The 25,856-nt window shown below is 68.5% G+C and carries 27 protein-coding genes and 2 tRNA genes; 19 read left to right on the top strand and 10 right to left on the bottom strand.

Features of this window, described 5'->3' with window-relative positions; genetic code table 11:
* Positions 1 to 27: 27 nt before the first annotated feature.
* Together AC07M9_RS12360 and AC07M9_RS12355 are read left to right on the top strand one after the other, a co-directional pair.
* The gene (locus tag AC07M9_RS12360) at positions 28 to 456 is read left to right on the top strand and encodes an MAPEG family protein (protein WP_494884051.1); all 429 of its coding nucleotides are present in this window, start codon (positions 28 to 30) and stop codon (positions 454 to 456) included.
* The gene (locus tag AC07M9_RS12355) at positions 453 to 731 is read left to right on the top strand and encodes a DUF1294 domain-containing protein (RefSeq protein WP_494884050.1); all 279 of its coding nucleotides are present in this window, start codon (positions 453 to 455) and stop codon (positions 729 to 731) included. Before AC07M9_RS12360 ends, AC07M9_RS12355 begins: the two co-directional genes overlap by 4 nt.
* A 4-nt stretch (positions 732 to 735) precedes the next feature.
* On the opposite strand, the gene AC07M9_RS12350 is transcribed toward AC07M9_RS12355, so the two are convergent.
* From AC07M9_RS12350 to AC07M9_RS12330, 5 genes are all read right to left on the bottom strand, one after another.
* Positions 736 to 1,122, bottom strand: a complete 387-nt coding sequence (locus AC07M9_RS12350) for a DUF4870 family protein (RefSeq protein WP_494884049.1) — start codon at positions 1,120 to 1,122, stop codon at positions 736 to 738.
* Positions 1,123 to 1,187: 65 nt separating this feature from the next.
* Positions 1,188 to 1,517 carry a hypothetical protein gene (locus tag AC07M9_RS12345; RefSeq protein WP_494884048.1) on the bottom strand — a complete coding sequence of 110 codons (330 nt, stop codon included), beginning with the start codon at positions 1,515 to 1,517 and terminating at the stop codon, positions 1,188 to 1,190.
* 5 nt (positions 1,518 to 1,522) lie between these two features.
* Positions 1,523 to 4,948, bottom strand: a complete 3,426-nt coding sequence (locus tag AC07M9_RS12340) for a DUF7379 domain-containing protein (protein WP_494884047.1) — start codon at positions 4,946 to 4,948, stop codon at positions 1,523 to 1,525.
* Positions 4,949 to 5,058: 110 nt separating this feature from the next.
* Positions 5,059 to 5,835, bottom strand: a complete 777-nt coding sequence (locus tag AC07M9_RS12335; RefSeq protein WP_494884046.1) for an SDR family NAD(P)-dependent oxidoreductase — start codon at positions 5,833 to 5,835, stop codon at positions 5,059 to 5,061.
* 100 nt (positions 5,836 to 5,935) lie between these two features.
* A complete protein-coding gene (locus tag AC07M9_RS12330) occupies positions 5,936 to 7,261 on the bottom strand; it encodes a NupC/NupG family nucleoside CNT transporter (protein WP_494884045.1) in 1,326 nt (441 codons plus the stop codon).
* Between the two features lie 518 nt (positions 7,262 to 7,779).
* On the opposite strand from AC07M9_RS12330, the gene AC07M9_RS12325 reads away from it, so the two are divergent.
* The 9 genes from AC07M9_RS12325 to AC07M9_RS12285 all read left to right on the top strand — a co-directional run bounded on the left by AC07M9_RS12325 (position 7,780) and on the right by AC07M9_RS12285 (position 13,487).
* A complete protein-coding gene (locus AC07M9_RS12325; protein ID WP_494884044.1) occupies positions 7,780 to 7,971 on the top strand; it encodes a hypothetical protein in 192 nt (63 codons plus the stop codon).
* 74 nt (positions 7,972 to 8,045) lie between these two features.
* The gene (locus AC07M9_RS12320; RefSeq protein WP_494884043.1) at positions 8,046 to 8,696 is read left to right on the top strand and encodes a queuosine precursor transporter; all 651 of its coding nucleotides are present in this window, start codon (positions 8,046 to 8,048) and stop codon (positions 8,694 to 8,696) included.
* Between the two features lie 79 nt (positions 8,697 to 8,775).
* Entirely contained in the window at positions 8,776 to 9,675 is a 900-nt protein-coding gene (gene argB / locus AC07M9_RS12315; RefSeq protein ID WP_494884042.1) for an acetylglutamate kinase, read from the top strand.
* 64 nt (positions 9,676 to 9,739) lie between these two features.
* On the top strand, positions 9,740 to 10,288 hold the full coding sequence (locus AC07M9_RS12310) for a hypothetical protein (RefSeq protein WP_494884041.1): 549 nt from the start codon (positions 9,740 to 9,742) through the stop codon (positions 10,286 to 10,288).
* Between the two features lie 329 nt (positions 10,289 to 10,617).
* A complete protein-coding gene (locus AC07M9_RS12305; RefSeq protein ID WP_494884040.1) occupies positions 10,618 to 10,911 on the top strand; it encodes a YggT family protein in 294 nt (97 codons plus the stop codon).
* Entirely contained in the window at positions 10,911 to 11,804 is an 894-nt protein-coding gene (gene folD, locus AC07M9_RS12300; protein ID WP_494884039.1) for a bifunctional methylenetetrahydrofolate dehydrogenase/methenyltetrahydrofolate cyclohydrolase FolD, read from the top strand. Before AC07M9_RS12305 ends, folD begins: the two co-directional genes overlap by 1 nt.
* Positions 11,801 to 12,517, top strand: coding sequence for a Cif family virulence factor (locus AC07M9_RS12295; protein WP_494884038.1), 717 nt, complete (start codon positions 11,801 to 11,803; stop codon positions 12,515 to 12,517). The genes folD and AC07M9_RS12295 overlap by 4 nt, the downstream gene beginning before the upstream one ends.
* Before the next feature lie 3 nt (positions 12,518 to 12,520).
* Positions 12,521 to 13,147 carry a MarC family protein gene (locus AC07M9_RS12290; protein WP_494884037.1) on the top strand — a complete coding sequence of 209 codons (627 nt, stop codon included), beginning with the start codon at positions 12,521 to 12,523 and terminating at the stop codon, positions 13,145 to 13,147.
* A 10-nt stretch (positions 13,148 to 13,157) separates the two neighbouring features.
* The gene (locus AC07M9_RS12285; RefSeq protein WP_494884036.1) at positions 13,158 to 13,487 is read left to right on the top strand and encodes a YnfA family protein; all 330 of its coding nucleotides are present in this window, start codon (positions 13,158 to 13,160) and stop codon (positions 13,485 to 13,487) included.
* 30 nt (positions 13,488 to 13,517) lie between these two features.
* Here the strand turns inward: AC07M9_RS12285 and AC07M9_RS12280 are convergent, their stop codons facing one another.
* Together AC07M9_RS12280 and AC07M9_RS12275 are read right to left on the bottom strand one after the other, a co-directional pair.
* On the bottom strand, positions 13,518 to 14,129 hold the full coding sequence (locus tag AC07M9_RS12280; protein WP_494884035.1) for an LON peptidase substrate-binding domain-containing protein: 612 nt from the start codon (positions 14,127 to 14,129) through the stop codon (positions 13,518 to 13,520).
* A 3-nt stretch (positions 14,130 to 14,132) separates the two neighbouring features.
* On the bottom strand, positions 14,133 to 15,035 hold the full coding sequence (locus AC07M9_RS12275) for a tetratricopeptide repeat protein (protein ID WP_494884518.1): 903 nt from the start codon (positions 15,033 to 15,035) through the stop codon (positions 14,133 to 14,135).
* Positions 15,036 to 15,266: 231 nt separating this feature from the next.
* Here AC07M9_RS12275 and AC07M9_RS12270 point away from each other — a divergent pair.
* The 3 genes from AC07M9_RS12270 to AC07M9_RS12260 all read left to right on the top strand — a co-directional run bounded on the left by AC07M9_RS12270 (position 15,267) and on the right by AC07M9_RS12260 (position 15,984).
* Positions 15,267 to 15,341: transfer RNA gene (locus AC07M9_RS12270), tRNA-Gly, on the top strand.
* A 96-nt stretch (positions 15,342 to 15,437) separates the two neighbouring features.
* The gene (locus AC07M9_RS12265) at positions 15,438 to 15,785 is read left to right on the top strand and encodes a VanZ family protein (protein WP_494884034.1); all 348 of its coding nucleotides are present in this window, start codon (positions 15,438 to 15,440) and stop codon (positions 15,783 to 15,785) included.
* A gap of 124 nt (positions 15,786 to 15,909) precedes the next feature.
* Positions 15,910 to 15,984 (top strand) — tRNA-Gly (locus AC07M9_RS12260).
* A gap of 63 nt (positions 15,985 to 16,047) precedes the next feature.
* On the opposite strand, the gene AC07M9_RS12255 is transcribed toward AC07M9_RS12260, so the two are convergent.
* On the bottom strand, positions 16,048 to 17,394 hold the full coding sequence (locus tag AC07M9_RS12255; RefSeq protein ID WP_494884033.1) for a TldD/PmbA family protein: 1,347 nt from the start codon (positions 17,392 to 17,394) through the stop codon (positions 16,048 to 16,050).
* 153 nt (positions 17,395 to 17,547) lie between these two features.
* Complete coding sequence (locus AC07M9_RS12250) at positions 17,548 to 18,000, bottom strand: hypothetical protein (RefSeq protein ID WP_494884032.1); 453 nt, start codon at positions 17,998 to 18,000, stop codon at positions 17,548 to 17,550.
* A 189-nt stretch (positions 18,001 to 18,189) separates the two neighbouring features.
* Here AC07M9_RS12250 and lptB point away from each other — a divergent pair, with 189 nt between their 5' ends.
* From lptB to AC07M9_RS12225, 5 genes are all read left to right on the top strand, one after another.
* Positions 18,190 to 18,999, top strand: a complete 810-nt coding sequence (gene lptB / locus AC07M9_RS12245) for an LPS export ABC transporter ATP-binding protein (protein ID WP_494884031.1) — start codon at positions 18,190 to 18,192, stop codon at positions 18,997 to 18,999.
* Between the two features lie 26 nt (positions 19,000 to 19,025).
* Positions 19,026 to 20,537 (top strand): RNA polymerase factor sigma-54, encoded by a 1,512-nt coding sequence (gene rpoN / locus AC07M9_RS12240; protein ID WP_494884030.1) that lies wholly within the window; start codon positions 19,026 to 19,028, stop codon positions 20,535 to 20,537.
* A 188-nt stretch (positions 20,538 to 20,725) separates the two neighbouring features.
* The gene (locus AC07M9_RS12235; protein ID WP_494884029.1) at positions 20,726 to 21,409 is read left to right on the top strand and encodes an energy transducer TonB; all 684 of its coding nucleotides are present in this window, start codon (positions 20,726 to 20,728) and stop codon (positions 21,407 to 21,409) included.
* A gap of 242 nt (positions 21,410 to 21,651) precedes the next feature.
* Positions 21,652 to 22,965, top strand: a complete 1,314-nt coding sequence (locus AC07M9_RS12230; protein WP_494884028.1) for a glycosyltransferase — start codon at positions 21,652 to 21,654, stop codon at positions 22,963 to 22,965.
* A 92-nt stretch (positions 22,966 to 23,057) separates the two neighbouring features.
* Positions 23,058 to 23,570, top strand: a complete 513-nt coding sequence (locus AC07M9_RS12225) for a methylated-DNA--[protein]-cysteine S-methyltransferase (protein WP_494884027.1) — start codon at positions 23,058 to 23,060, stop codon at positions 23,568 to 23,570.
* 4 nt (positions 23,571 to 23,574) lie between these two features.
* Here AC07M9_RS12225 and AC07M9_RS12220 read toward each other — a convergent pair whose 3' ends face one another.
* A complete protein-coding gene (locus tag AC07M9_RS12220) occupies positions 23,575 to 25,800 on the bottom strand; it encodes an O-linked N-acetylglucosamine transferase, SPINDLY family protein (protein WP_494884026.1) in 2,226 nt (741 codons plus the stop codon).
* Between the last annotated feature and the right edge of the window lie 56 nt (positions 25,801 to 25,856).

Here is a 25,856-nt window from a genome sequence, read left to right as displayed (position 1 = left end):
CGCGCACGATAAGGGGAAAGCACCAAGATGACGACCAACCCGACGCTCATATTCCTGCCGATGCTCGTCATCGTCGGGCTGACTTTCGTCGCTTTCCTCAAGATGGGCATGGCCCGCGGCGCGGCGGTGAAGGGCGGGCATGACCCGGCCTATTACCGCGCCCACCTCGGCGATCCCGAACCCGAGGCGACCCGCGCGGCGGTGCGCCACTACGACAACCTCTTCGAACTGCCGACGCTGTTCTACGCCGCCTGCCTCACCGCCTTCGCGATCGGTACGGTGAGCAAGCTGACGCTGATCTTCGCCTGGGGCTTCGTGGCGGCGCGAGCGGTGCAGAGCCTCGTCCACATCACTTACAACAACCCCGCGCACCGGGGCGGGGCCTTCGTGGTGGGCATCGTCTTCATGCTGGCGCTGTGGATCAACCTCGCGCTGGCGATCCTCGCCCGCGTATGATCCCACAGGAACTGGGCATCGCCGCGCTGGCGGTGCTCAACTTCGCGACGTTCCTCGCCTTCGCGATCGACAAGGCGAAGGCGAGGGCCGGTACGCGCAGGATCGCGGAATCGACGCTGCTGATGCTGGCGCTCTTCGGCGGAAGCCCTGGCGCCTATGCGGGCCGGCATGCCTTCCGCCACAAGACCCGCAAGCAGCCTTTCGTCGGCCAGCTCCATGCAATCGCGGCGTTGCAGGTGGCGGGACTGGGGGCCGCGGTCTACCTGCTGCGCTAGCGGTTCAGACCAGCCAGCTGCCGGGATTGGGCATGGGCGCGTGCTTCTGGGCGTTGAGCAGGCTCATCACGCAGCGCACGATCACCAGCACAGCGACCGCCGGCAGGATCAGGAACCCGACCAGCGCGAGAATGAGGATGCCGCCCACGACCGTCCCGATCAGGAAGATCCAGAAGGTCTTTATCGCGTACTCATAGTGCGAGACTTCCCAAGCCGCCTTGGGCTCGCCGCGCCAGACGTAGGCGAGCACGACGCCGACGATCCCGGTTATCCCGGTGATGTACGAGGCGAGGTAGAGCAGGTTGATGATCGTCGGATTGTTGAACTCGAACCCCGAGGCCGGGCTCGAGGTCGGGGCGGTCTCGGTGGGCTTGGGATCGAAGTCGTTCATCGCGGCCTCCACTTTGCCTGAGGCGGATGCTGCCCGCTTTGCCCTGCCGAGGCAAGCGCGCCGGTTTATGGCTTCCGCGCCTTGATCCCCCGGATCTGCGCGAGGTCGCCTTCGAGGATGGCGAAGGCATCGCGCTCCTTCTGCGTCAGCGTGCCGGTGTCGAAATGCGCCATCAGCACTTCGAGCGCGTCGCCGATGCGGCCGATCTGGCGGCCGTAGCTGCCGACCTCGTCGAGGATCGCGCGCTCGGTCTCTGGGTGCCTGGTCTCGCCGATGTTGACGTTGACGAGGCCGAGCTGGCTGCCCTCGACGTTCCAGGTCCATGGGTTGATTGCCTGCCACAGCTTCTCGGGCGCAAGGCTGAACTGGAAGGGCTGGAGGGACATGTCGGCCATGATCGTCATCCTGTTCGGGCGAAGGGGTTTCCGTAGACGGTGTAGGCGAGCCAGGTGAAGTCGCTCTCGCTCTGGCAGGCCTTGCGCGCCGCCTTGACCGCATCGACCAGCCGCTCGCCGGCCAGCAGCTGCGTGTAGAAGGTATCCGCGAAGGTCCGCGCCAGCGTGTCGCCGACCGACCACAGGGTGCCGACGAAGACCGCCGCGCCGCCTTCCGTGGTGGGACGCAGGAAGGCGTCGGCGAAGCCCGAGACCCCCGATATCCCCTCGCCCGCGCGGCCGGTCTGGCAGGCGTTGACGAAGACCACGCCCGAGGGATCGGCGCCCTTGGCATGGAACACCGCCCGGCGCTTGACCGCGCTGCACGGGAGCAGGTCGTTCGCGATCGTGCCGTTCTCGGTGACTTCGCCCGAGAGCACGAGGTCGGAATTGAGCACCGCCATCTGCTGCGCCTCGCCGTGGCAGGCGAAGTGGAGCAGGTCGCAGTCGCTCGCGTTCTTCGACAGGAAACGGTTGACGCTCTCGCTCTGCGTCTCGCCGTCGAAGCGCTCGACCGGCGCGGCCTTGCCGCCGAACAGCGCGCCCAGCATGTCGCGCTCCTGCGTGGCCTGGGGGAGCCGGTCCCTGACGTTCAGATAGTCGGGGATGACGTAGCGCACGCGGTCGGGGCGCAGGCTCAGCGTGTCGGACGGCCAGACCGCGTTGTACATCCAGCGCACCAGCCCCCATTCGGCGAGGAAGCCCCGGTTCTGTTCACCGCCGCCTTCCGGATCGTCGATATAGAGCAGTTCCCAGGGCATGTAGGGGCTGTCGGCGACGACCTGGATCGCGTCGATGCGGTCGCGGTGCTCCCACAAGGCGCGGCGCACGTCCTCGGGCACGAGCTGGTTGGTGGCGTCGATCGCGAAGTCGGTGATGCGGCTGAGGAACAGCTTGTACTCGGTCCTGCTCTGCCGATACGCGGCGTCGAGCTTGGCGAGGAACTGGCCGACGAACGTTTCCATGCTGAAGCTGGCGGGGAGCACCATGTCCCAGGCCTCGGCCAGGCCCTTGCCCGACAGGTCGTAGCGGATGAGCAGGGTGCCGTCCTGCTGGCGCAGTTCGTAGATGCGCAGCACCGCCGCGCTGCCGGCGGCGCCGCGATCGGGCACGGCGGCGACTTCGGCGCGGATCTTGGCGCCGGTGCCGGGCAGGAACACCGGTTCGAGCAGCAGCGAGGCGAGCGGCAGCCCGTCCTGCTGGATTTCCACCTGCACTTTGGCGAGGCCGGGCGCGAAGCCCTGCACTTCGAAGCGGGCGGCGGCGGAATCGGCTGGCACCGTGAGCAGCTTCACCGCCTCGCCGACGACCGCGCAGTTGGCGAGACCGGTCACCGTGACGGTGATCGGCTGCGAGGTGGAGACGGCGACCAGCGCGTCGGTGGCGGCGGCATGAGGGCCGGACACCGCGATCCGCTCGCGCGAGATGGTCACGAACAGCGGCACCGGCCGGGCGACGACGGGGGCCGAATCCATCTCCGCGGCGAAGAAGCAGGCGGCCTGCGCGGACGCGGGCGGCGGCGCGGCTGCATGGATCGGCGCGAGGATCGGCGCGAGGCTGGGCGCGGCGGCGGCAGGCGCCTCCAGTTCGTCTGCCGCCATGTCGGGCGAGGCGCCGAACGTATCCAGCGATGCGGCGGCGGTGTCCTCCTCGGGCACGTCGGGGAATGGTTCGGGCGGGGCGGAGCGGGTGCGGCGCGGTTCCGCAGGCGCGGACGGTGGTGGCGGCGCGGAGAGGTATACGTCGCCGATCAGCCATGCCAGCAGCGCTTCCGCGACCGCCGGCGTGGCAAAGTAGATGACATGGTACACCGCGTCCACCGCGGGCAACCGGCGCAGTTCGGGATCGACGGGCGCGGGCGCGGCACTGCCGAAGTCGGTCATCGAGGGGGTGTCGACGACGAGGTCGTTGGCGATGTCGCGGAAAAACTGGTCCACCACCCGGTCCGCGAGGAACTTCGCCAGTTCCCCGGTGATGCCTTTGCCCGCGTCGAAGCGGGGCTCGAAATCCGAGGCGACGACGTGGACCGGCCCGGCGCCGCCCAGCGCATCGGCGGCCGCGAGGCGCTGGATGACATCACTGCCCGGCCGCATTGCGGCGAGACCGGGGACCTTGCCTTCGTCCACGCCGATCTGCGGCAGCGCTTTCACGAAGCCGGCGACCAGCCTGATCGCCTGTTCGGTCACGACGCCCACCAGCGGCACCGTCGCCGCGCCGAGCAGCTTGCTGCCTGCGACGAGGATGCTGGTGTAGAGATCCACCAGCGTGCGCCAGTTGTCAGGTTCGGCGAGGTGGGTGCCGGCATTGGTGCAGCCCACGAAGACCAGCTTGCCGAAGCTGAGGCGGTGCCCGAGACGCTCGATCACGGCGCGCAGGACGAGCCCGCCCCGGCTGAAGCCGATCGCGTCCACTTCTGCGCCGTCCGGCAGGAAGGCGAGCGCGTCCTCGAACAGGGCGGCGTTGGTGTCGGGATCGGCGGCGAGGGTGCGGTGATCGACGCCGAGCAGGAGGTCGTATTTCTTGCGGGCCAGGTCGAGGAAGTACCGGCCCTCGAACGTCTGCTCGAGCGCCCCGAAGCTGCCGCGCACGGTGGAGAAGGTGCCGTGGACGAACAGCAGCACGCGCGGGGGGCGGCCCAGCCGTGCCAGCGATGGCGGCGCGGCGAGCGTCGGTCCGGTGGCGATCCAGCCCAGCGCCGGGCCGTCCATGACGATCGGCCCCTCGACGATGTCGCCTTCGATCTTGCCGACAAGCAGGTCGATCGCCTGGCCGGCGGCGAAGCGGGCGATGCGCACGCGCACGGGCTTGATGAGCCACTCCGCGATGGCGCCGCCCAATCCGCGCCGGTCCGGCCCGAAGTCGGCCGCGCCGCCGTCATCCGGCGATGCGCCGCCAGGGCTCGCGCCATCGCCGCGGCCGAGCGTGAAGATGAGCGTGCCGGGTCCGGTGGCGGCCTCGCCGCCGGATGTCGTCGAGGTGGCTTCGCCGCGACTGCGCCTGCCATCGTCCGTCACCTTCCGGTCGTCCGGCAAGACCCAGGAGAAGACGCCGCCCTCGCTTTCGAGCAGGACGACGGCGGATTCGTCCGGTCCGACATCCACCTCGACCCGTGGCGGCGGGAGCGGTTCGAGCCCGGCCGCCCCGCCCCGGTCGCGGCGGGGATCGTCGCTTGCCGCAGGCGCCGCCGCGACGACCATGTCGGCCACCACCTCCATCTCCGCTCCCGAGAGCGCGGCGGCAAGGATGGCGTCGGTGGCCTCGTGCGGTTCCGGCGTATCGGTGCTGACCGCCGAGCCATCGCCGGCCGGCGTGCGCGAGCGGCGCAGGGCAGGGCCGGCGTCGATACCGACCAGCCCTACGAAGCGGACGCCTGCGGCGGGTGTCTGGACCATGTCTTATCCCCCGGCTGCGGACTCGCCCGCACCTTGCTGCTCATTGCTGCTTGCGACAATGCCGCAATCGGGGCGCCTTGTTCATGACGATTTCCGTCATGCCTGCCGGGTCAGAGGCGTTGGCGCATGCCCTCTGCCATGCCCGTCAGCGCCTCGCGGCGGTGCAGGCTGCGCAAGTGGTCGAACATGGCGCGGTAATGGGCGTGGGGCACGAAGGTCGGACCCTCGCGCAGGTTGTCGAGCGCGAGCCCGGCGACCTCGGCCGCGCTCTGGAGATTGGCGAGGCCTTCCAGTCCGGCGGTGGCTTCCGATTCGGTGGCGCCGGGGCACAGCGTCAGCACGTCGACCCCGGTGCCGATCATCTCGCCCCAGAGCGCTTCGCCCAGCGCCACGACCAGGGCCTTCGACGCCGAATAGGCGGCGGAATAGGGGCAGCCGATCAGCCCCTCGACCGAGGCGGTGAACACGATGCCGCCGCGCCCCCGCGCCTTGAGCCTCGGGATCAGGCCATGGGCGAGCTGCATCGGCGCGTGGCAGTTTACCATGAGCATCCGCGCCATGGCGGCGGCGTCTGTGCTCTCGAAGGCGCCTTTGACGTTGAAGCCGGCATTGCTGACGACGAGGCCGATGTCGGTCCCTTCCGTCGCCGCGACGATGCGGGCGGGGGCGTCGGGATCGGCGAGGTCGCAGCCCAGCACGGTGGTGCGGGTGGCGTGCGAGGACAGCAGCCGCTCGGCCAGTGCGTCGAGCCGGTCGGTGCGCCGAGCGGGGAGTACGAGGTCGAAGCCGCGCATCGCCAGTTCCTCGGCGAAGGCGAGGCCGATGCCCGAGGAGGCCCCGGTGACCAGCGCCACCGGCCCGTAGGTGTCGCGGAATTGCTCGGGCATCGTGCGCTCTCCTTAAACTGGTGCCGGCATGCCCGCAGCAGAGCGGCCGCCGCCCCGCCTGTCCAGACGCCGCCGGGCAAGATCGCCCCGACGGGCCGGTTCAGAACGCCGTCAGGAACAGCCCCGCCAGCGCCGCGCTCATCAGGTTGGAGAGGCTGCCGGCAGCGAGCGCGCGCAGGCCCAGCCTGGCGATGATCGGCCGCTGGTTGGGCGCGAGGCCGCCGGTGACCGCCATCTGGATCGCGATCGAGGAGAAGTTGGCGAAGCCGCAGAGCGCGAAAGTCACCACCGCGACGGTGCGCGGGGAAAGCAGGCCGTCCTTGCCCAGTTCGATGAACGAGACGAATTCGTTGAGCACGATCTTGGTGCCGAACAACCCGCCCGCGTGCATCGCCTCGGTCCAGTCGGGGGTGGCGAGCAGGTAGAAGATCGGCGCGAAGAGATAGCCCAGCAGCGACTGGAAGGTCACGCCCGAGAACCCGAACAGCCCCGCGAACCAGCCGACGAAGCCGTTGGCCAGCGCGATCAGCGCGACGAAGGCGAGCACCATCGCGCCCACCGCCACCGCCAGCTTCACGCCGGTCTGCGCGCCCTGCGAGGCGGCCATGATGATGTTGGCGGGCTTTTCCTCCTCATGCTCCACCGCTTCGGGCTCGTCGATGTGGACGCCCGGCTGGTGGGTCACGTCCTCGCGGTTGAGCGCGGCGGCGGCCATGCCGGCGGGCGGGGCGGTGCCTTCGTGCACGTCGCCCTCCAGGGTGAGCGGGAGGCGCGGGTCGGGCATGATCATCTTCGCCATGAAGATGCCGCCCGGCGCCGACATGAAGGCGGCGGCGACGAGGTAGTCGATGCGGATGCCCATCGAGGCATAGGCGGCGAGGATCGTCCCCGCCACGCCCGCCAGGCCCACGGTCATCACGCAGAACAGCTGCGAGGGGTTGAGCGAGGCAAGGTAGGGGCGGATCACCAGTGGCGCCTCGCTCTGGCCGACGAAGATGTTCGAGGCCGCGCAGAGACTTTCGACCTTGCTGATCCCGGTCACTTTCTCGAGCGCGCCGCCGAGCCAGCGGACCACCAGCGGCATGATCCTGAGGTAGTAGAGGATCGAGATCAGCGAGGCGAAGAAGATGATCACCGGCAGCGCCGCGATGGCGAAGCTGGTGCCGCCGATCTCGGGCGAGGCAAGCGGGCCGAACAGGAAGTCGACGCCGGCATGGGCATAGCCGAGCAGGCTTTCCACGCCGCTCGCCGCGCCGCGCAGCAGGCGGTTGCCGAACGGCACGTAGAGCACCAGCGCAGCGAGGCCGGCCTGCAGCGCGAAGGCCGCGCCGACCACGCGCAGGCGGATCGCCCGGCGGTCGGTGGAGAGCAGGAACGCTGCCGCCATGATGAGAACGATGCCGATCAGGCTGTAGGCGACATGCATCGAGGCGGGTGGCTCCGGAAGGAAAGCGTTGAGAACAGGGGCGGACCCTACTGGTGCAGGGGCGGCAGGGCTAGAGCCTTTTCAGCGCGCCGAACCGGCGCAAGGCGACACAGGTTTACACGGTTTACACGGTCCTGGGGCAAAACGGTCGTCCCGGGCCCGGAATCTGTCGCCTTGCGGATGACGGTGTCGCCTTGGGCGCAAACCTGTCCGTGCGATGAGAGGGGCGATGTCGGTGCGGCCATGCGATGCAGGGTACGCGCCGGGGGCGGTGTAGGACGGCGTGCCTGTTTTCGCGCCGCAAGCTCGCGAAAGCGCGATCATCGACCCGGTGTGCGCCGCAGCATGGCATGCGGGCTGCCGTGATTTTCAGAAATATCTTATATATCAATGTAAAAATGATCGTTTTTATATTCAGCAGTCAAATCAAGATCATGTAATTAATGCGCCGCAGCGGGATATCCGCAGTGACGGATCCAGCATACAATGGACTGAGAATCACCTTGCGGAAGCACACGATGGATATGGATGTGTCTACTCTTGAGCTTGCGCTCGCGGTATCGAACTACATAACCGAGCAACTCGCCCAGAGTGACGCCAACGTCATCTCCATGCCAAGGGAAATTGCCGAGCTGGCGGTCGCTTTCGCCAAGGCCGCGATCGAGAGCCTGCAGGGCCCCTCATGCGACCCGGGCCGGCTGCTGAACTAGGTCCCCGCGCCGCTTTTTCGATTTTGTCCGCGCGCTCTGGTGCGATCGGGCGCCGCGCATTATGAGCATGGCGGATGAATCGACCCGCTCCCGTTATCACCCGCTCGCTGTTCGTCTTTTCGCTGCTCTACGGCGGGCTCGTCGTCCTCGCGGGGGTGCTGGGCACCAAGCTGGCCTCGCTCGGGCACTGGCCGGTGCTGGGCGACCTCGCGGTGGAATCGGGCATCTTCGCCTTCCTGCTGCTGGTCGTGCTGTCGAGCGCGGTGGCCGAACTGCACGGCAAGGAATGCGCGAACCGGCTGGTGCGCTACGGCTTCATCCCGCTGATCGTCTCGATGCTGCTGCTGACCTTCGTGATCCACGTGGTGCCGCCCGCCGCGTTCTGGGGTGACCAGGAAGCCTATGCCCGGCTGCTGGGCCAGGGCGCGCGGATGCAGTTCGCGGGGCTGATCTCCTACGGGGTGTCGCAGACTCTCAACGTCTACCTGTTCTCGCGCATGTCGGAGGGCAAGGGCAGGCTGCTGCTGGTGCGCGCCTGGGTCGCCTCGATGCTCTCGCAGGTGATCGACACGGTGCTGTTCATCACCATCTCGTTCGTCGGCACCGGCCTGCCGCTGCTGTCGATCATGGAGGGGCAGATCATCTCGAAGCTGGTGCTCTCGACGATCATGGTGCCGCCGTTCATCTTCTTCTTCGTGAAGCTGGGCCGCAAGCTGGACGCCTGACGCTTCCAGGCAGCAGATCGCCATAAAAAATAGCGCAAAACGGGTTCAAAATCGCGCGTACACGGGTAAAGCCCGTTTCATGTCGAATCCCCACGATCCCGCCTTCCTGGTCAAGGCCGAAACCCTCGTCGACGCGCTGCCCTACATGCAGCGCTACGCCGGGCGCACGTTCGTCGTGAAGTACGGCGGCCACGCCATGGGCGATCCCGAGAAGGCGCACGACTTCGCCGAGGACGTGGTGCTGCTGAAAGCGGTCGGCATCAACCCGGTGGTTGTCCACGGCGGCGGCCCGCAGATCGGCGCCATGCTCAAGACCATGGGCGTGGAAAGCCGCTTCGTCGACGGCTTGCGCATCACCGACGAGGCCACCGCCAAGGTCGCCGAGATGGTGCTCTCGGGCGCGATCAACAAGGAGATCGTCGGCTGGATCGCCAAGGCCGGCGGCAAGGCCATGGGCGTTTCCGGCAAGGACGGCGGCATGGTCACCGCGCGCAAGGTCGAGCGTACCCGCAAGGATCCCGACAGCCTGATCGAGCAGGTGGTCGACCTCGGCTTTGTGGGCGAGCCGGAGACGATCGACACCTCCGTCATCGAAACCATTTCCGCTGCCGGCATGATCCCGGTGATCGCCCCGATCGCGCCGGGGCCGGACGGCAAGACCTACAACGTCAACGCCGACACGATGGCCGGCGCCATCGCCGCCGCGCTCGGCGCCTCGCGGCTGTTCCTGCTGACCGACGTGGCCGGCGTGCTCGACAAGCAGGGCGAGCTGCTGACCGACCTCACCCCCGCCGACATAGAGAAGCTGAAGGCCGACGGCACCATCACCGGCGGCATGATTCCGAAGCTCGAAACCTGCATCCACGCGGTCGAAGCGGGCTGCGAGGCGGCGGTCGTGCTTGACGGACGGGTATCGCATGCCATGTTGCTGGAAATATTCACGCAGGAAGGTGCGGGCACCCTGATCCGGGCTGGCTGAAATCTTCCGCGGGCCACATGTTCCTCGGGGGGGAACCTGCCAACTGAAAGGCACTTTCAAGCACATGCGTATCACAGCCGCACTCGCAATCGCTCTCTCCGGGTCGGCGCTCCTGCTCGCCGCCTGCGACAGGACGCCGGGCGCACCTAGCGGCGGAGCGAGCGCGGACGCGGCGGCCGAGGCCAGCGGCGCGGTGCTCGATGACACGCCGGGCGGCGACGCGACCGGCGTTCCTGCTGCGGCCTCCACGCTCGACATGGCCGCGCTGGGCGAGCGCCGCGATCCCGAACGCTTGCTGCGCTACTACGTCAGCGCTATCCGCAACGGCGACTGGGCCAGCGGCGCCAGGGCGTGGAGCCTCGATGCGCAGATGACCCCGGCCAAGCTGGAAGCCGAGTTCGGCGGCCGCGGCCCCAAGCTCGCGGTCGGCAAGGGCGACATGGAAGGCGCGGCCGGCTCGCTTTACTACGAAGCGCCGCTGGTGGTGGACTTCGGCGACGGCAAGCCCTCCAAGCGCGGCACCATCGTCCTGCGCCGCGTCAACGACGTGCCGGGCGCCAGCGAGGAACAGCTGAACTGGCGCATCGAGCGGACGTCCACGCTCACGCAGTGACGGGGCGGGCCGGCGATTTCGCCCAAAGGCTCAGTCCTTGCCCGCGCGGGCAGAAACCCAGCTCCAAAGCTCTGTCATTCCCGCGAAGGCGGGAACCCAACTGATGCCGTTTCCTATTGCATCTACAGGAGATGGGTCCCCGCCTTCGCGGGGATGACGAGGTAGGGGTAGGAGACGCCGAGCCGGACCGGCCGCGCCCATGAAGGCGTCACACCTCTCGTTTTCGTCGATCCCGATGCATCCCCGGTGGACGCGCCCTTGCCGGAATGCCGCCCGCTCGGCTATCAGCGCGACCTAGACGCGTGTCCCGCGCACCAAAGGAGCCGACGTTGCTGTTCGTCACCCTCTACCAGATCGTCGATTACCTCATAAACATCATCGTTTTCGTGGTCATCGTGCAGTTCGTGCTCGGCCTGCTGATCGCGTTCAACGTGGTCAACATGCACAACCAGTTCGTCTCCGCCGTCTACACGGCGCTCAACGCGATCCTCGAGCCCATGCTCCGGCCGATCCGCAAGATCATGCCGAACACCGGCGCGATCGACTTTTCGCCGATGGTCCTGATCATCGGGCTGACGATCCTGCAGATCATCCTCGGCAACCTCGCGCGGGCCTACGGCTGATGAGCGCGGCAGTGATCAACGGCAAGGCCTTCGCCGAGACCCTGCGCGCCCGCGTCGCCGAAGTGGCCGCGGGCTTCCTTGAAAAGGCGCACCGCAAGGCCGGCCTCGCGGTCGTCCTCGTGGGCGAGGACCCGGCGAGCCAGGTCTATGTGCGCAACAAGGGCAGGCAGACCGTGGCCTGCGGGATGGAGAGCTTCGAGCACAAGCTGCCCGCAGATACCTCCGAAGCGGACCTGCTCGCGGTGGTCGAGCAGTTGAATGACGACCCGGAGGTGGACGGCATCCTCGTCCAGCTGCCGCTGCCCGCGCACATCGACGAGGCGAAGGTCATCGCCGCCATCAATCCGGACAAGGACGTCGATGGGTTCCATGTCGTCAATGTCGGCCGCCTCGCCACGGGCCTGCCGGGCTTCGTGCCCTGCACGCCGCTCGGCTGCGTGATGCTGCTCAAGGACCGGCTGGGCTCGCTTTCCGGCCTTAACGCGGTGGTGATCGGGCGCTCGAACATCGTCGGCAAGCCGATGGCCCAGCTCCTGCTCGCCGAAAGCTGCACCGTCACCGTTGCGCACAGCCGCACGATAGACCTGCCCGAAGTGGTGCGCCGCGCCGACATCGTCGTCGCCGCCGTCGGCCGCCCGGAGATGGTCAAGGGCGACTGGCTCAAGCCCGGCGCCACCGTCATCGACGTGGGCATCAACCGCGTCCCCGGCGCGGAAGAGGGCAAGACGAAGCTGGTCGGCGACGTCGATTTCGCGTCTGCCTCCGAAGTCGCGGGCGCGATCACGCCGGTGCCGGGCGGGGTCGGTCCGATGACCATCGCCGTGCTCCTGCGCAACACGATCGTCGCCGCGCATCGCAACATGGGCCTCGAGATCGACGAGAGCGTCCTTTGAAGCGCCTCGTGCCCGCCCTGGCGCTTCTCGCGCTGGTGGGTGCGACCGCTTCTCTCGCCGGAGCCGAGCGGCGCCGCATGCCGCCGCCGGGCACCGGCACCGCCAACCCCAGCGCGCTCGTCGCCGCCGAGATCGCCTTCGCCCGCACCGCGCGCGAGAAGGGGCAGTGGACGGCCTTCCGCGAATACGCGGATGACGACGCGGTGATGTTCACCCCGCGCGCCGTCTACGCGAAGGCGTGGCTCAGCGGGCGCAAGGACCCCGCCGCGCCCGTCCAGTGGCAGGCGCATCAGGTCTGGATGAGCTGCGACGGCACCCTCGGCGTCACCAGGGGCGCATGGCAGCAGCCCGACGGCTCGACCGGCTATTTCACCACGATCTGGAAGCAGGTCAAAAAGGGCAAGTACCGCTGGGTGCTGGACCAGGGCGACGCGCTGTCAGAACCTTTGAAGGAGCCCGACATGCTCTCCGCCTCGGTTGCCGACTGCACCGAGCGCCCCGGCGCGCCGCTGCCGGAAGGCGCCATCGTCGTCCAGCAGAAGTCGGGCCTCGCGGCGCAGCAGGGCTTCGGTCGCTCCGACGACGGGACGTTGAGCTGGTCCTACGATGTCGCGCCCGATGACAGCCGCACGGTCTCGGTGTCGCTGCGCAAGGGCGGCGCAATGCGGCAGGTGCTCTCGCTCGACGTTGCCGCCAGCAAGCCCGTGGAATAAAGCATGTACGAACTCTTCATCAGCGCCTTCATAACCCTGTTCGTGGTGATCGACCCGCCCGGCTGCGCACCGATCTATGCGGGGCTTTCGGCGGGAGCGAGCCGGCGGCAGGCGATCGCCATGGCGGCCCGCGCATGTCTCATCGCCAGCGCCATCCTCATCGTCTTCGGCCTGTTCGGCGAGCGGCTGCTCGGCGCGCTGCACATCGAACTCGACGCCTTCCGCATCGCGGGCGGCATAATGCTGTTCATGATCGCCGTCGACATGGTGTTCGAAAAGCGCACCCAGCGCCGTGAGGAGCGGGCCGAGAAGCTGATGGGCACCCCCGAGGTGGAGGACGTCTCGGTCTTCCCGATGGCGATGCCGATGCTGGCCGGACCGGGCTCGATCGCGACGATGATGCTGCTCACCTCGCGCGCCAAGGGCGACATGCAGACGCTGGTCATCCTGGGCGCGATGCTCACCGTCATGGCGCTGAGCTTCGCCGCGCTCGCCGCCGCCGGCCCGCTGATGCGCGTGCTGGGCGACAAGGTGGAGGCGGTGATCAGCCGCCTGCTCGGCGTGCTGCTGGCCGCGCTGGCGGCGCAGTATGTGATCGACGGGGTCAAGGCCACGCTGCTGCCGGGATGACCCAGGCCCCATGATCCAGACAGGCGCGATCTACTTCTGCGCCGCGCTGGCCGAGATCGGCGGCTGCTTCGCGTTCTGGGCGTGGCTGCGGCTGTCTAAGAGCGTGTGGTGGCTGGTTCCGGGGTGCGCCTCGCTGGTGCTGTTCGCCTGGCTGCTGACGCGGGTCGATACCTCGCAGGCGGGCCGGGCCTATGCGGCCTATGGCGGGATCTACATCACCTCCGCGCTGCTCTGGCTGTGGCTCGCCGAGGGCGTGCGGCCCGATAGCTGGGATGTGGGTGGGGCGGCGCTGTGCCTCATGGGCGCGGGCGTGATCCTGCTTGCGCCACATCGGGCATGACGGGTGTTCCTCCCCGTTTCGCGGAGGAACTTACTGCAGCGTCGCGCCGTCCTCGTCGTCGTCGTTGGTGCGGCCGAAGAACTGCATCAGCTGGACCAGCAGCTCGCAGCGGTCGCCCAGCCCCGATGCTTCCAGCAGCGCCTGCTTGGCGGCGGGATCGAACGGGGCGATCTGCGAGACGCCGTTGATCAGCGAGAGGTCATCCAGCCGGCCGACCTGTTCCCAGTCCACCACGTAGCCCTGCGCATCGGCGAAGCGCCGCGCCTCGCGTTCGAAGCTGGCGCGCTCGATCGGGGCGAGCACTTCGTCGCCGCGTTCCATCAGCAGTTCGGCTTCGACCTGCCGGAACGGGGTCGCGACGTCGAGTTCGCGCACGACGCGAAAGCGGGCCTCTCCGGTCAGGATGATGTTGAAACGCCCGTCCTCCAGCGCCTCGACGTCGCCGATGCGGCCCAGGCAGCCGACCGAGTAGAGCGGCGAGCCCTCCACGGCGCGCTGCGGCTGGATCATGCCGATCAGGCGGTCGCGGGCGAGCGCGTCGCTCACCATCGCGCGGTAGCGCGGCTCGAAGATGTGGAGCGGCAGCTGCAATCCCGGATAGAGCACCGCGCCGGGGAGAGGGAAGATGGTGACCCGCGCCAAGGGTCAGCCGAACAGCACGGTGGAGAGCTTGCGCCGAGTCGCCGAGACCCAGGGGTCTTCCAGACCGACCGCCTCGAAGATCTGGAGGAGCTTGGCGCGCGCGGCGCCTTCGTTCCATTCGCGGTCGGCGGCGACCATGCGCAGCAGCGTGGCGGCCGCATCGTCGCGCTCGCCGGCCGCGAAGGCGGCGGCGGCGAAGGCGAGCTGGGCGTCCATGTCGGCCGGGCGTTCGGCGGCAGCGGCGCGCAGGGTAGCCAGCGCACTGTCGTCGGGCCTGTCCTGGACGAGGGTCAGCGCCTTGCGGGCGCGCTCGATGTGCGGGTCGGCGGTCAGCGGCTCGCCCAGCGAATCGAGGACCTGCGCGGCTTCCTCAAGCCGGTCTGCGGCGATGAAGGAGCGCACGAGGCCGGCGATGACCTCGCCGTTGTCGGGCGCGACTTCGAGGATCTGCATGAAGATGCTGGCGGCGCGTTCGCCGTCGCCTTCTGCCAGCGCGTCCTCGCCCATGGCGATCAGCGGCACGAGGTCGACCTGCGGTTCGGTCCCGGCGGGCTGCACCGGCAGCTTTTCGAGCAGCTGATCGAGCATCGTCTTGAGCTGCGATTCGCTGCGGGCATTGGTGAGGTCGGCGACCGGCTGGCCCTGGAAGATCGCGTAGACCGTCGGGATCGAGCGAACCTGGAACTGCGAGGCGATGAACGCCTCCTCGTCGACGTTGACCTTGGCGAGGATCACGCCCTTGTCGGCATAGTCCGCCGCGACCTTTTCCAGCACCGGGGTCAGCGCCTTGCACGGGCCGCACCATTCCGCCCAGAAGTCGAGGATGACGAGCTGGGTCATCGAAGGCTCGGCCACCGCTGCGCGGAACCGATCGACGGCCTTCTGCTCGTCGAGATTGAGACCCATGCTGGCCAAGGTACGCGCTCCCATATGCAAATTACGTCGGACGAAGGCCATAGATTGGCCTTCCGGGTCGATTTGTGAAGGGCGAATGCATCCGCGAAGCGCCCCGATGCCGCCGTCGCGGGGCGATTTCAGAATTCTTGCAGTTCCCTCTTGCAGCCCCCGCCGACCGCTGCTAGTGGCGCGCCTCCACACCGGAAGCCGCTCAGGCCGACCGGTTCGTGAAGCGCCAGAGCGGGCGTAGCTCAGTGGTAGAGCACAACCTTGCCAAGGTTGGGGTCGAGGGTTCGAATCCCTTCGCCCGCTCCAGTTTCCCCAGATCATCGACGCATTTCCGACCTCATACTTTCCGGTATGGGTCAGGTTCGATTTGTATCTGCTGCGGCGCAGCACGATAGTGGTCCCATGCAGAACATCTTCCGAATCGGCTTCTGGCTCGCGCTCGTCTTTGCGGTCGTCATGGCCGTGCTCCCCCACCCCCCGCAGCTGCCCGGAGAGCCAAGCGACAAGTTCCAGCACATGCTCGCCTTCGCCACGCTCGCGGTGTTGGCGGTGCTAGGCTATCCCGCCGTTTCGAAGCTGAGGATCGCGGGCGGGCTGGTCCTGCTGGGCGCCGGGATCGAGGTGGCGCAGATGATCCCCTCGCTCCACCGCGATGCCGAATGGCTGGACCTGGCGGCCGACAGCCTGGCCGTGCTGGTGATGCTCGCGCTGGCGACGCTGGCACTCAACAGGCGCCGCCGGACGCGCTGATCGCCCGCCCTTGAGCCATTTGCGCCAAGAGCGCATCAGCCCCCTTGCAGAGGGCGTGAACCGCTGCTAGTGGCCCCTCCACCCGAGGCGGCGCGCTGATGCGAAGCCCTTCGGAAACGCCAGAGCGGGCGTAGCTCAGTGGTAGAGCACAACCTTGCCAAGGTTGGGGTCGAGGGTTCGAATCCCTTCGCCCGCTCCAGTTTCCCCAGATCATCGACGTGATGGCGACCCGATCCCGGGACCGGGCCGCCCTGCGCGCGCCTCAGTCGCCGGCGACGGTCATCCCGTCCACGCGCACCGTCGGCACGTTGATCGCGCGGTACCATTCGAGGTCGCTGGCGGCCGTCATCCGCGCGAACATCGCGAGCAGGTTGCCGGCGATGGTGAATTCGGCGACCGGCCCGGCCAGTTCGCCGCCGACGATACGGAAGCCGGCGGCGCCGCGGCTGTAGTCGCCGGTGACGCCGTTGACGCCCTGGCCGATCAGTTCGGTCACATAGACCCCGTCGGCGATGTCGGCCATGAGTTCTGCCGGTGAGAGTTCGCCCGCGCCGAGGTGGACGTTGCCGACCGACACGCTGGGCGCTCCGCCGCCGCTACGCGTCGCATGACCGGTGGGGGCGAGCCCCAGCTGGCGCGCCGACGCTGAATCGAGCAGCCAGCCGGTCACCCGCCCATCCTCGACGATGTTGCGCGCGCGGGTCGGCAGGCCCTCGCCGTCGAACGGACGTGCGCGCAGGCCCCGGCGGACGTGGGGGTCCTCGGCGATCACGGTGCCGGGCGCGAAGATCTGTTCGCCCAGCTTGTCGAGCAGGAAGCTGGAGCGCCGGGCGATCGAACTGCCCGCGATCGCGCCGAGCAGGTGCCCGACCAGTGAACTCGATACGCGCGGGTCGAATACCACGGGCATCGCTCCACTCTTCATCTTGCCCGAATCGAGCTTGGCGACGGTCCGCGTCCCCGCGAGCCGGCCGATCTCGGCGGGCGAGGGCAGGTCGGCGCCGTAGTGCGCGGTGCGCCAGGCATTGTCGCGCTGCTTGCCGGACCCTTCGCCGCCGACGACCGAGGCGCTGACCGAATGGTTGGTCGAGCCATAGGCGCCGGAAAAGCCGTGGCTGGTCGCCAGCGCGAAGACGCCAAGCCCGGCGCTGGCGGTGGCGCCGTCCGAATTAGTGACGCCGGCCACCGAACGCGCGGCGTCCTCCGCCTCCTCGGCCATGGCACGCAGCGCGGCGGGGCTCGGTTCGGCCGGGTCGATGAGGTCGAGTTCGGGCCAGGGGCCCTGCGCCAGCAGCTCCTGCGGGGCGAGGCCGGCATAGGCGTCCTCAGGAGCGAGCCGGGCCATGGCGATCGCCCGCGCCGCCAGCTCGTCGAGCGCGGCGCCCGAGAGGTCGGAGGAGCCGATGCTGGCCGAGCGGGTGCCCGAGAACACGCGCAGCGCGATGTGCTCGCCCTCGGAGCGCTCGACGTCCTCGAGCTTGCCGAGGCGGACCTGGATGCCTTCGGAGGAGTTGGCGCCGTAGACCGCGTCGGCGGCATCGGCCCCGGCGCGGCGGGCGCGCTCCACCAGGTCGAGCGCGCGGTCCCTAGCCTGATCCGGACTGAGCATCGTGCCTAAAAACTCCCGACTGCGAAATGCGTGCGCCCGCCCTAGTCGCCGCGCGGGACGAGGGCAAACGGGAGTTTCAAAGGACGATCGGGTTCATTCCCGTGGCGGACTCCCTTCCCGAACCGAGAGGCGGGCGGAGTTTAGTGGCGGCTTTCAGGCGAATGCCAGCGCAAGGCCCTTGAACAGCGCCGTCAGCGCAAATGGCAGGCCGATGGCGAGGGCCCAGAGCGCAAGGCGGTCGCGCCTGTAGTAGGGGGCCAGCGACGGATCATGCGCCTGCTCGTCGGTCAGGCGGTTCCAGCGCGATTCGAAGCGGCGGCAGGCGGGGATGATCGCGACCACCAGCATGACGAGGGCGAAGTAGGGCAGCAGCGAGCCGCCGCCCGATTTCAGCGCGCCGACCGTCACGAAAATCTGCAACGCGGTGTAGACCAGCAGGGCATAGGCGATGTGGTCGCTCATCTTGCGGCGCCAGTCGATCATGGAGGCGGCCCGGCTCGCAAACGAGGGTGTGGTGCCCGAAGCGCCCGGCTGCGGCGGGGCAGGCTGGGCCGAACTGGAACTGAGCGCCGACTGGTGCGCTGCATGGTCCGATATTCTGTCCATCGGGCGACTCCTCGTCTTTTTTGGGAGTACAACATCTTATGATGTTCAGATCAAGTTCAGTTCCCTTTTTTGCAAGTGCGAAGGGCGCCGCATGGCCGCCGGCCAACATGCACGAAACCTGCCAATTGCACCGATTAAGAGGAAATGCCGGCTTGCGGTGCCCCGCCTGCCTGCGTTAAGTCCCGCGCGATGACTGCCAGCACCGATCTCACGCAGGACCAAGGCGCCGCTCCCTCCGTGGAGAAGAACGCCATCGACGCCCAGCTTCTCGCCGAGAACGGCGGGCTGGAGGTCATCTCGATCGCCAAGAGCTACGACAAGCGCGCGGTTCTGACCGACATTTCGCTGTCGGTCGCCAAGGGCGAAGTGCTGGGCCTGCTCGGGCCGAACGGCGCGGGCAAGACCACCTGTTTCTATTCGATCATGGGCCTGGTTCGGCCGGACTCGGGCCGGATCCTGATGGACGGCGTCGACGTGACCCGCCTGCCGATGTACCGCCGCGCGATCCTCGGCCTCGGCTACCTGCCGCAGGAAACCTCGATTTTCCGGGGCCTCACGGTGGAGCAGAACATCGCCGCCGTGCTCGAACTGAACGAGCCCGACCGCGACGTGCGCCAGGCCGAGCTTGACCGCCTGCTCGACGAATTCGGCCTCACCCGCCTGCGCACCAGCCCGGCGATGGCGCTTTCCGGCGGTGAACGTCGCCGCTGCGAGATTGCCCGCGCGCTCGCTGCCAAGCCCTCGATCATGCTGCTCGACGAGCCGTTCGCCGGCATCGACCCGCTTTCGATCTCGGACATCCGCGACCTCGTGCGCGACCTCAAGACGCGCGGCATCGGCGTGCTCATCACCGACCACAACGTGCGCGAGACGCTAGACATCGTCGACCGCGCCTGCATCATCTACGGCGGCCAGGTGCTGTTCGCCGGCAGCCCCGAAGCGCTGGTCGCGGACGAGAACGTGCGCCGCCTGTACTTGGGTGAAGGCTTCACGCTGTGAGGCCACGCACCCCGGAGGCCTGATCCATGGCGCTGGGGCCGCGCCTCGATCTCAGGCAAAGCCAGTCGCTTGTGATGACGCCGCAGCTGCAGCAGGCGATCAAGCTGCTGGCGCTGTCGAACCTCGAAATCGAAACCTTCATCGGCGAAGCGCTCGACGCCAACCCCCTGCTCGACGTCGGCGCGCCGGCGCCCGGCGACGCGGTCGAGGTACCCGGCGACCAGATTCCCGACGAGCGCCGCACCACCCTCGAAGGCTCGTCGGTCGACCAGCTGATCGGCGAGGGGCGCGGCGCCGACGACCGCCCGCTCGACATCGACGCCACTGCGCTCGACCGTGATCGCGACACCGGCGACGGGCAGGCGGGCGACGATTCGAGCTGGGGATCCGAACTGCGTTCGGGCATTGGCGAGGACGGCCCCGGGATCGACGAGCGCGCGGCCTCGGGCACCACGCTGGCGGAGCACCTCTCGGCGCAGGTGGGCGCCGCCGCGCGCGATCCGCTGACCGCAGGTGTCGCGCACTACATCATCGGCCAGCTCGACGAAGCGGGCTACCTGCCGTTCAGCCTGCCCGAACTGGCAGCCGACCTGGGCATCGGCATCGATGAGGCGGGGGAGGGCCTGGCGGTGGTTCAGGCGCTCGATCCCACCGGCGTCGGCGCGCGCACGCTTTCGGAATGCATCGCGCTGCAGGCCCGGGAGGCCGACCGTTACGATCCGATCATGGCCAGGCTCATCGACAACCTCGACCTGCTGGCACGCGGCGAACTGGCGCGGCTCAAGCGGATGTGTGGGGTGGACGACGAAGACTTCGCCGACATGCTCGCCGAGCTGCGCAGCTACGATCCCAAGCCCGGGCAGCGTTTCGGCGGCGAGCCCGGCGGCGCGGTGACGCCCGACGTGCTGATCACCCCACGCGCCGACGGCGGCTGGGACATCGCGCTCAACCAGGCGACGCTGCCGCGCCTGATCGTCAACCGCGGTTACTACGTGGAACTGAAGGGCGGCTGCGCCGACAAGTCCTCGCGCGCGTGGCTGTCGGACAAGCTGGCCGATGCCAACTGGCTGATCAAGGCGCTCGACCAGCGGCAGAAAACTATCCTCAAGGTCGCGGCCGAGCTGGTGAAGCAGCAGGACGGCTTCTTCCGCCACGGCGTCTCGCACCTGAAGCCGCTGACGCTGCGCACCGTCGCCGAGGCGATCGGCATGCACGAATCGACCGTCAGCCGGGTGACCTCGAACAAGTTCCTCAACTGCCCGCGCGGGACCTATGAACTGAAGTACTTCTTCAGTTCCGGCGTCGCCTCCGCGGACGGCGAGGGCGGGGCGTCCGCCGAGGCGGTCAAGGCGGCCATCCGCCAGCTGATCGAGGCGGAGGACCCCAAAGCGATCCTCTCGGACGATGCGCTGGTGGACCTGCTCAAGGGCAAGGGTTTCGAACTGGCCCGACGCACCGTGGCCAAGTACCGCGAGGCGATCGGGCTGGGCAGTTCGGTGCAGCGCCGCCGCCAGAAGACGCTCGCCGGAGTGCGGTAATTCGATGCGCGTGTTGCGATGCAATAAGCGCTAAGCTTGTTTATAGTGTCCAAGCATAATTAAACGCTTGGCATCCTTAGTAAAAAACAGTTCCCAAGTAAATTGGCCGTGATACTCTTCTGCCCATGAACGGTGCCGGGCCTGCGGTGAACTGTAGGAACATGGGCCGCATAGGAGAGAGGATGCCCATGTCTTATACCGACGGGAATTCCGGCAATCGCAACAAGAAAGCCCTGACCGGCGGCGTGGTCGCGCTGATCCAGGGTGGGCTCGCGATTGCCCTGGTCAACGGCTTCGCGGTCTCCATGTTCGCGCCCGATCCGCCCCGGCACCTGCCCACCCAGATCTATCCGACCACGCCGATCACGCCCATCCCGGCCGACCCGCCCAAGATCGACGACAAGCCGATGCTGGACCCAACCCGGATCACGACGGTCACGCCGAGGATCGCCCTGGTGCCGGACGACCACTTCACCGAGGTCGTCATCGACCCGGTGCTGCCGACCGGCGGCGCCACGGGCGATCCCACGCCCTTCGTCACGCCGAAAGCCACCGAACCGCCGGCCCGCTTCGCCCCGAAGACCGCCCGCCCGCGCGGCGACCAGGCCGGCTGGGTCACCACCGACGACTATCCCACCGCCGACATCCGTGCCGGTCACACGGGAACCGTGCGCTTCCGTGTCGCCATCGACGCTTCGGGCCGGGTCACGGACTGCACGGTCACGCAGTCGAGCGGTTACGCCGGGCTCGATGCGGCGACCTGCAGGAACGTCGCCCGGCGCGCCCGCTTCGATGCGGCGAGCGACGCCATGGGCGACAAGGTCACGGGAACGTACGATGGCACCATTCGCTGGGTGATACCCCAGGACTGAGCCCCCCGGCAGCCTTCGGGCTGCCCGGCCGGAGCGCGGCGGTTCCGCAAGCCAGGCCCGCTCCGGCCGAAAGCATCGCCGTCCGTGCCACCCTGGCGCGGCTGACACCTGTCCTTCCCGGCCCCCGGCCCCCCGCTCCAGGCCGGGAAGGACCCTTCGGCTTTCCCTTAGGCGCGCTTCGGCGGCGATTTACCATGTCGTCCTAGCATCCGGCCCGACGCCCAGCCGGAGGCCCCGCGAGCATGATACCCAAGACCTTCCATTTCATCTGGGTGGGCGACGAGAGCCGGCGCCCCGACAACTGCATCCAGACCTGGCGCGCCGCGCACCCGGACTGGACCTTCCACCTCTGGGGCAATGCCGAGTTCGAAGCGCGGGGCTGGATCAACGCCGCTCACATGGCCGAGATGGCCAAGCGCGAGTGGAACGGCGTCGCCGACATGATGCGCTGGGAAATCCTCCACGAACACGGCGGCATTGTCTTCGACGCCGATTCCATCTGCGCGGCGCCGCTCGACGAGTGGCTGCTCAATTGCGAGGCCTTCGCCTGCTGGGAAAGTGAGATCGCACGGCCCGGCCTGATCGCGGCGGGCTATTTCGGCTGCACGCCGGGCAATGCCTTCGTCAAGCAGATCATCGACGACATCGCCGCCGCGCCGACCGTGACGGACGCGATGGCATGGCAGACGGTCGGCCCGCAGCGCCTTACCGACGCTTACCGCGCGCACCGCTACACCCCCTTGCGCATCTACCCGAGCCACTACTTCATCCCGCGCCACTTCACCGGAGTGACTTACGAAGGCGCGGACAAGGTTTACGCGCATCAGCTCTGGGGCTCCACTCTCAGGAGCTACGAGCGGATGCACGAGGCGGACGTTTCCACGATGGCCGCGCAGCCGCAGGAACCGGTGCCCCAGCCGGAGGAACCCGCCGAATCCCCGCTTGAGCAGATGCACGCACCCTACTTCCTCCAGCGTGTGCCGGTCAGCGCGGAGCTGGCCGACCTCGGACGACTCGACGTGCTGCGCGGGCTCTGCGCCGGGCAGCGGGTGCTCCATGTCGGCTGCGCGGACTGGCCGATCACCGACCCGGCCACCTCGCTCCACATCGCGCTGGAGCCGCACTGTGCGAGGCTCGACGGCCTCGATCCCCATGCCGAGGCGCTGGAGGGGCTGCGCCCCCATGTCTTCGGCGAGCTGTTCACCGACTTTGCGCAGGTGTCGGACAGCTACGACCTCGTGCTGGTGCCCGAAGTGATGGAGCACGTCCCCGACGTCGCCGGCTTCCTCGCGCAGGTCGAGGCGGTGGACGCGCCGCTGTTCCTGATCTCGGTGCCCGATGCCTTCCAGTGCCGGAACCGCCACTTCGACTACGTGGCACAGACCGGCACGTTCCTGGAAGCCGTCCACCCCGACCACAACCACTGGTACACGCCCTATACGTTCGCCAACACGCTGGCGAAGTACAGCGGGCTGGAACTCCAGCGGCTGTGGTTCTTCAACCGGATCTCGCTGCTCGCCCTGCTGAGCAAGCCGGAACCAAATGCGGGCGGTTAGGTTATAGTCGTGTGTCCCGGTCAAAGGGCGGTCCAGAACGGGCCGCCCTTTCGCCATTCCGGCCCCTTGCGTCGTGAGGCTGACGACGCCAGATGTCGCTTATGCTGGATCCGACCTACTCCCTGTTTCAACGGACGATGCCCTCTCCGGTGGGCGAACTCACGCTGGTGGGCGGCGATGCGGGCCTCGCGGCGGTGCTGTGGGAGGACGACCGGCCGGGCCGCGTCGTGCTCGGCCCGGCGGACCCGGGCAGCCATCCGGTGCTGGACGCTGCCGTTGACCAGCTCGAGGCGTATTTCCGGGGCCAGCGGCAGGTGTTCGACCTCCCGCTCGATTTCCGCGGCACCGACTTCCAGCGCAGCGTCTGGCAGGCGCTCCTCGAGATCCCCTTCGGTGAGACGCGCTGCTACGGCGCAATCGCCCGCGCCCTCGGACGCCCCGGCGCCAGCCGGGCGGTCGGCGCTGCGAACGGCCGCAACCCGGTCTCGATCATCGCGCCGTGCCACCGGGTGATCGGCGGCAGCGGCGGCTTGACCGGGTTTGCTGGCGGGCTCGAGGCGAAGGCCTGGCTGCTCCGGCTGGAAGGCCACCCGCTGCTTCTGTGACGGGCTACACCACCTCGAAATGCTCCGGCGCCAGGCCCGACTGCGCCCGGCGGTGCATTTCGGCCAGCGCGTGCTCGACCCGGCGCGTATAACCCGACGTATCGAACAGCGGACAATGCGCGCGGTTTTGCGCCAGCCGCGCGCGCAGGGCCGCCATCCGCTCCGGATCACGCGCCAGCGCCAGGGCCAGAGCCGCATAGTCAGCGACGTTCTCCACCGCCAGCTCGGGAAGCCCCGCCGCATGGACGAGGCTCGCGGCGACGCGCGCGGCGAGCTGGCGTCCGGCAAGCGTCAGCACCGGCAGGCCCGCCCACAGCGCGTCGCTCGCGGTGGTGTGGGCGTTGACCGCAAAGGTATCGAGGAACAGGTCGGCATGGACCAGCCTGCCGAGATGCTGCGAATGCGCGATCGGCTTGGCAAACACCAGCCGCTCCGGATCGACGCCGCGCGCCCCCGCCTCGCGGTGCAGGTTGGCCTGCACCGGCGCTCCGGTGTCCAGCAGCCACAGCACGCTCCCCGGCACGGCGCTCAGCAGGTCCATCCAGATGTCCCATTCGGCGGGCGAAATCTTGTAACTCTGGTTGAAGCTGGCGAAGACGAACCCGGTTTCCGGCAGTCCCCACCCGGCGCGCCCGCGCGCGTCCGGCACGATGGCGCGCCGGTCGTCGTTCGCCTGGTAGCAGTGGGCGAGGCGCACGATCTTCTCGGTGAAGAACACTTCCGCGCCCGGCGGCATGGTCACATGGTCGGCGATGAAATAGTCGATGGCGGCGTGGCCGAGCGTGCCGGGATAGCCCATCCAGCTCACCTGCACGGGCGCGAGGCGCTGGCCGAACACGCGGGTGCGGGTGCCCAGCGTATAGCCCTTGAGGTCCACCGCCATGTCCAGCCCGTCCGCGCGGGCGAGCGCCACCACGTCCTCGTCGCGCATCCCCCCGATCTCGGTGAAGGCGTCGACCTGCCTGCGCAAAGCCACGCGCGCGGCGTCGCCCTCGCGCTGCGGGCCGTAGCTGTAAAGGCGCACCTCGAAGCGGCGGCGGTCGGCCATGCGGAAGAAGCCGGCCATCAGGTGCATTGTCGCATGGTCATGGAAGTCGGCCGAGAAGTAGCCCACGCGGATGCGGCCATCCGCCGAGGGCGCGGGGCCCGGCAGGCTGGCGGGTGCATCGGGGAACAGCTTCGCCGCGCAGGCCAGCGAGCGGCGGTACTGGTGCGCTGGGTTGTCCACGAAGGGTAGTGAGGCGAAGGGCTGCACCGCCGCCGCCTCCGGCCCGTCGGTCAGCGCATAGTCGCCGCGCGCGTGCCAGTCGCACAAGTGCGCTTCCTCGAACAATGTCTGCAGCAACGCGGACTTGTCGGCCGGGTTCAGCGCCAGCGCGGCGCGGAAGGCGGCGACGGCGGCCACGCGGTCCCCCTTGAGCACCAGCGCCTTGCCGCGGTTGACCATGGCCTGCGTATTGGCGGGATCGGCGACAAGCGCGCGGTCGAACGCGGCGAGCGCCTCGTCCCCTCGCTGGGCAGTCAGCAGCTGCGCGCCCATGTTGTTGTGCGCGTCGCTGTGGTCGGCCCTGAGCGTGGCGGCGGCCGCGAAGCAGGCAATCGCCTCGTCGCGCCAGCCCTGCCGCGCGCGCAGGTTGCCGAGGTTGTAGTGCGCATCGACATGGCCGGGGTCGATCGTGATCGCCGTTTCCAGCCACTGCGCCGCCTCGTCCAGCCGCTCGGCCTGTTCGAGCAGGCCGGCGAGGTTGTAGGGGGCATCGGCATAGCGGGGCGCGCGGGCGATCACGTCGCGGTAGGTCGCCTCGGCGTCTTCCACGCGGCCCTGACGGCGCAGCGCTATGGCTAGATTGTTGTAGGCGGCGGGCGCGTCCGGATCGGCGGCGATGGCGCGGCGGAAGGCCATCTCGGCGCCGCCGTCGTTGCCGAGGTCGAGCAGCGCGGCGCCCAGCAGGTTGTGGACGCCGTGGGCGTGGGGATTGGCTCGCGAGAGCGACTGGCCCAGCCGCGCCGCCTCGTCCATGCGCCCGTCCCGGAAAGCGGCGACCATGGCGTCGAACTCGATCTGGGCGGGGGTGTCGCCGTTCGCTTCCAGTGCATCAAGCGCCGCGAGGGCGCGGGCATTGCGCGGATGGCGATCGAGGACGGTGCGGTAGATCGCGCGCGCCGCATCGGTCTCGCCGCGCCGGGCCGCGCCCTTGGCCTTGATCAGGAGGCTTTCCAGTCCGCTCATCGGCACTCCTCCGGCTCGGGGATCGAGCGGGGACGATAGGCGGACATGGTGCAGGG

It is taken from the genome of Novosphingobium sp. GW821-FHT09E05 (assembly GCF_059416165.1).
This window is presented reverse-complemented; position numbering and strand designations above follow the sequence as displayed.

Coding starts and splice junctions, on each gene's coding strand:
- AC07M9_RS12360 (WP_494884051.1), top strand. CDS start 28: ATGACGACCAACCCGACGCTCATATTCCTGCCGATGCTCGTCATCGTC.
- AC07M9_RS12355 (WP_494884050.1), top strand. CDS start 453: ATGATCCCACAGGAACTGGGCATCGCCGCGCTGGCGGTGCTCAACTTC.
- AC07M9_RS12350 (WP_494884049.1), bottom strand. CDS start 1,122: ATGAACGACTTCGATCCCAAGCCCACCGAGACCGCCCCGACCTCGAGC.
- AC07M9_RS12345 (WP_494884048.1), bottom strand. CDS start 1,517: ATGGCCGACATGTCCCTCCAGCCCTTCCAGTTCAGCCTTGCGCCCGAG.
- AC07M9_RS12340 (WP_494884047.1), bottom strand. CDS start 4,948: ATGGTCCAGACACCCGCCGCAGGCGTCCGCTTCGTAGGGCTGGTCGGT.
- AC07M9_RS12335 (WP_494884046.1), bottom strand. CDS start 5,835: ATGCCCGAGCAATTCCGCGACACCTACGGGCCGGTGGCGCTGGTCACC.
- AC07M9_RS12330 (WP_494884045.1), bottom strand. CDS start 7,261: ATGCATGTCGCCTACAGCCTGATCGGCATCGTTCTCATCATGGCGGCA.
- AC07M9_RS12325 (WP_494884044.1), top strand. CDS start 7,780: ATGGATATGGATGTGTCTACTCTTGAGCTTGCGCTCGCGGTATCGAAC.
- AC07M9_RS12320 (WP_494884043.1), top strand. CDS start 8,046: ATGAATCGACCCGCTCCCGTTATCACCCGCTCGCTGTTCGTCTTTTCG.
- argB (WP_494884042.1), top strand. CDS start 8,776: ATGTCGAATCCCCACGATCCCGCCTTCCTGGTCAAGGCCGAAACCCTC.
- AC07M9_RS12310 (WP_494884041.1), top strand. CDS start 9,740: ATGCGTATCACAGCCGCACTCGCAATCGCTCTCTCCGGGTCGGCGCTC.
- folD (WP_494884039.1), top strand. CDS start 10,911: ATGAGCGCGGCAGTGATCAACGGCAAGGCCTTCGCCGAGACCCTGCGC.
- AC07M9_RS12290 (WP_494884037.1), top strand. CDS start 12,521: ATGTACGAACTCTTCATCAGCGCCTTCATAACCCTGTTCGTGGTGATC.
- AC07M9_RS12285 (WP_494884036.1), top strand. CDS start 13,158: ATGATCCAGACAGGCGCGATCTACTTCTGCGCCGCGCTGGCCGAGATC.
- AC07M9_RS12275 (WP_494884518.1), bottom strand. CDS start 15,035: ATGGGTCTCAATCTCGACGAGCAGAAGGCCGTCGATCGGTTCCGCGCA.
- AC07M9_RS12265 (WP_494884034.1), top strand. CDS start 15,438: ATGCAGAACATCTTCCGAATCGGCTTCTGGCTCGCGCTCGTCTTTGCG.
- AC07M9_RS12255 (WP_494884033.1), bottom strand. CDS start 17,394: ATGCTCAGTCCGGATCAGGCTAGGGACCGCGCGCTCGACCTGGTGGAG.
- AC07M9_RS12250 (WP_494884032.1), bottom strand. CDS start 18,000: ATGGACAGAATATCGGACCATGCAGCGCACCAGTCGGCGCTCAGTTCC.
- lptB (WP_494884031.1), top strand. CDS start 18,190: ATGACTGCCAGCACCGATCTCACGCAGGACCAAGGCGCCGCTCCCTCC.
- rpoN (WP_494884030.1), top strand. CDS start 19,026: ATGGCGCTGGGGCCGCGCCTCGATCTCAGGCAAAGCCAGTCGCTTGTG.
- AC07M9_RS12235 (WP_494884029.1), top strand. CDS start 20,726: ATGTCTTATACCGACGGGAATTCCGGCAATCGCAACAAGAAAGCCCTG.
- AC07M9_RS12230 (WP_494884028.1), top strand. CDS start 21,652: ATGATACCCAAGACCTTCCATTTCATCTGGGTGGGCGACGAGAGCCGG.
- AC07M9_RS12225 (WP_494884027.1), top strand. CDS start 23,058: ATGTCGCTTATGCTGGATCCGACCTACTCCCTGTTTCAACGGACGATG.
- AC07M9_RS12220 (WP_494884026.1), bottom strand. CDS start 25,800: ATGAGCGGACTGGAAAGCCTCCTGATCAAGGCCAAGGGCGCGGCCCGG.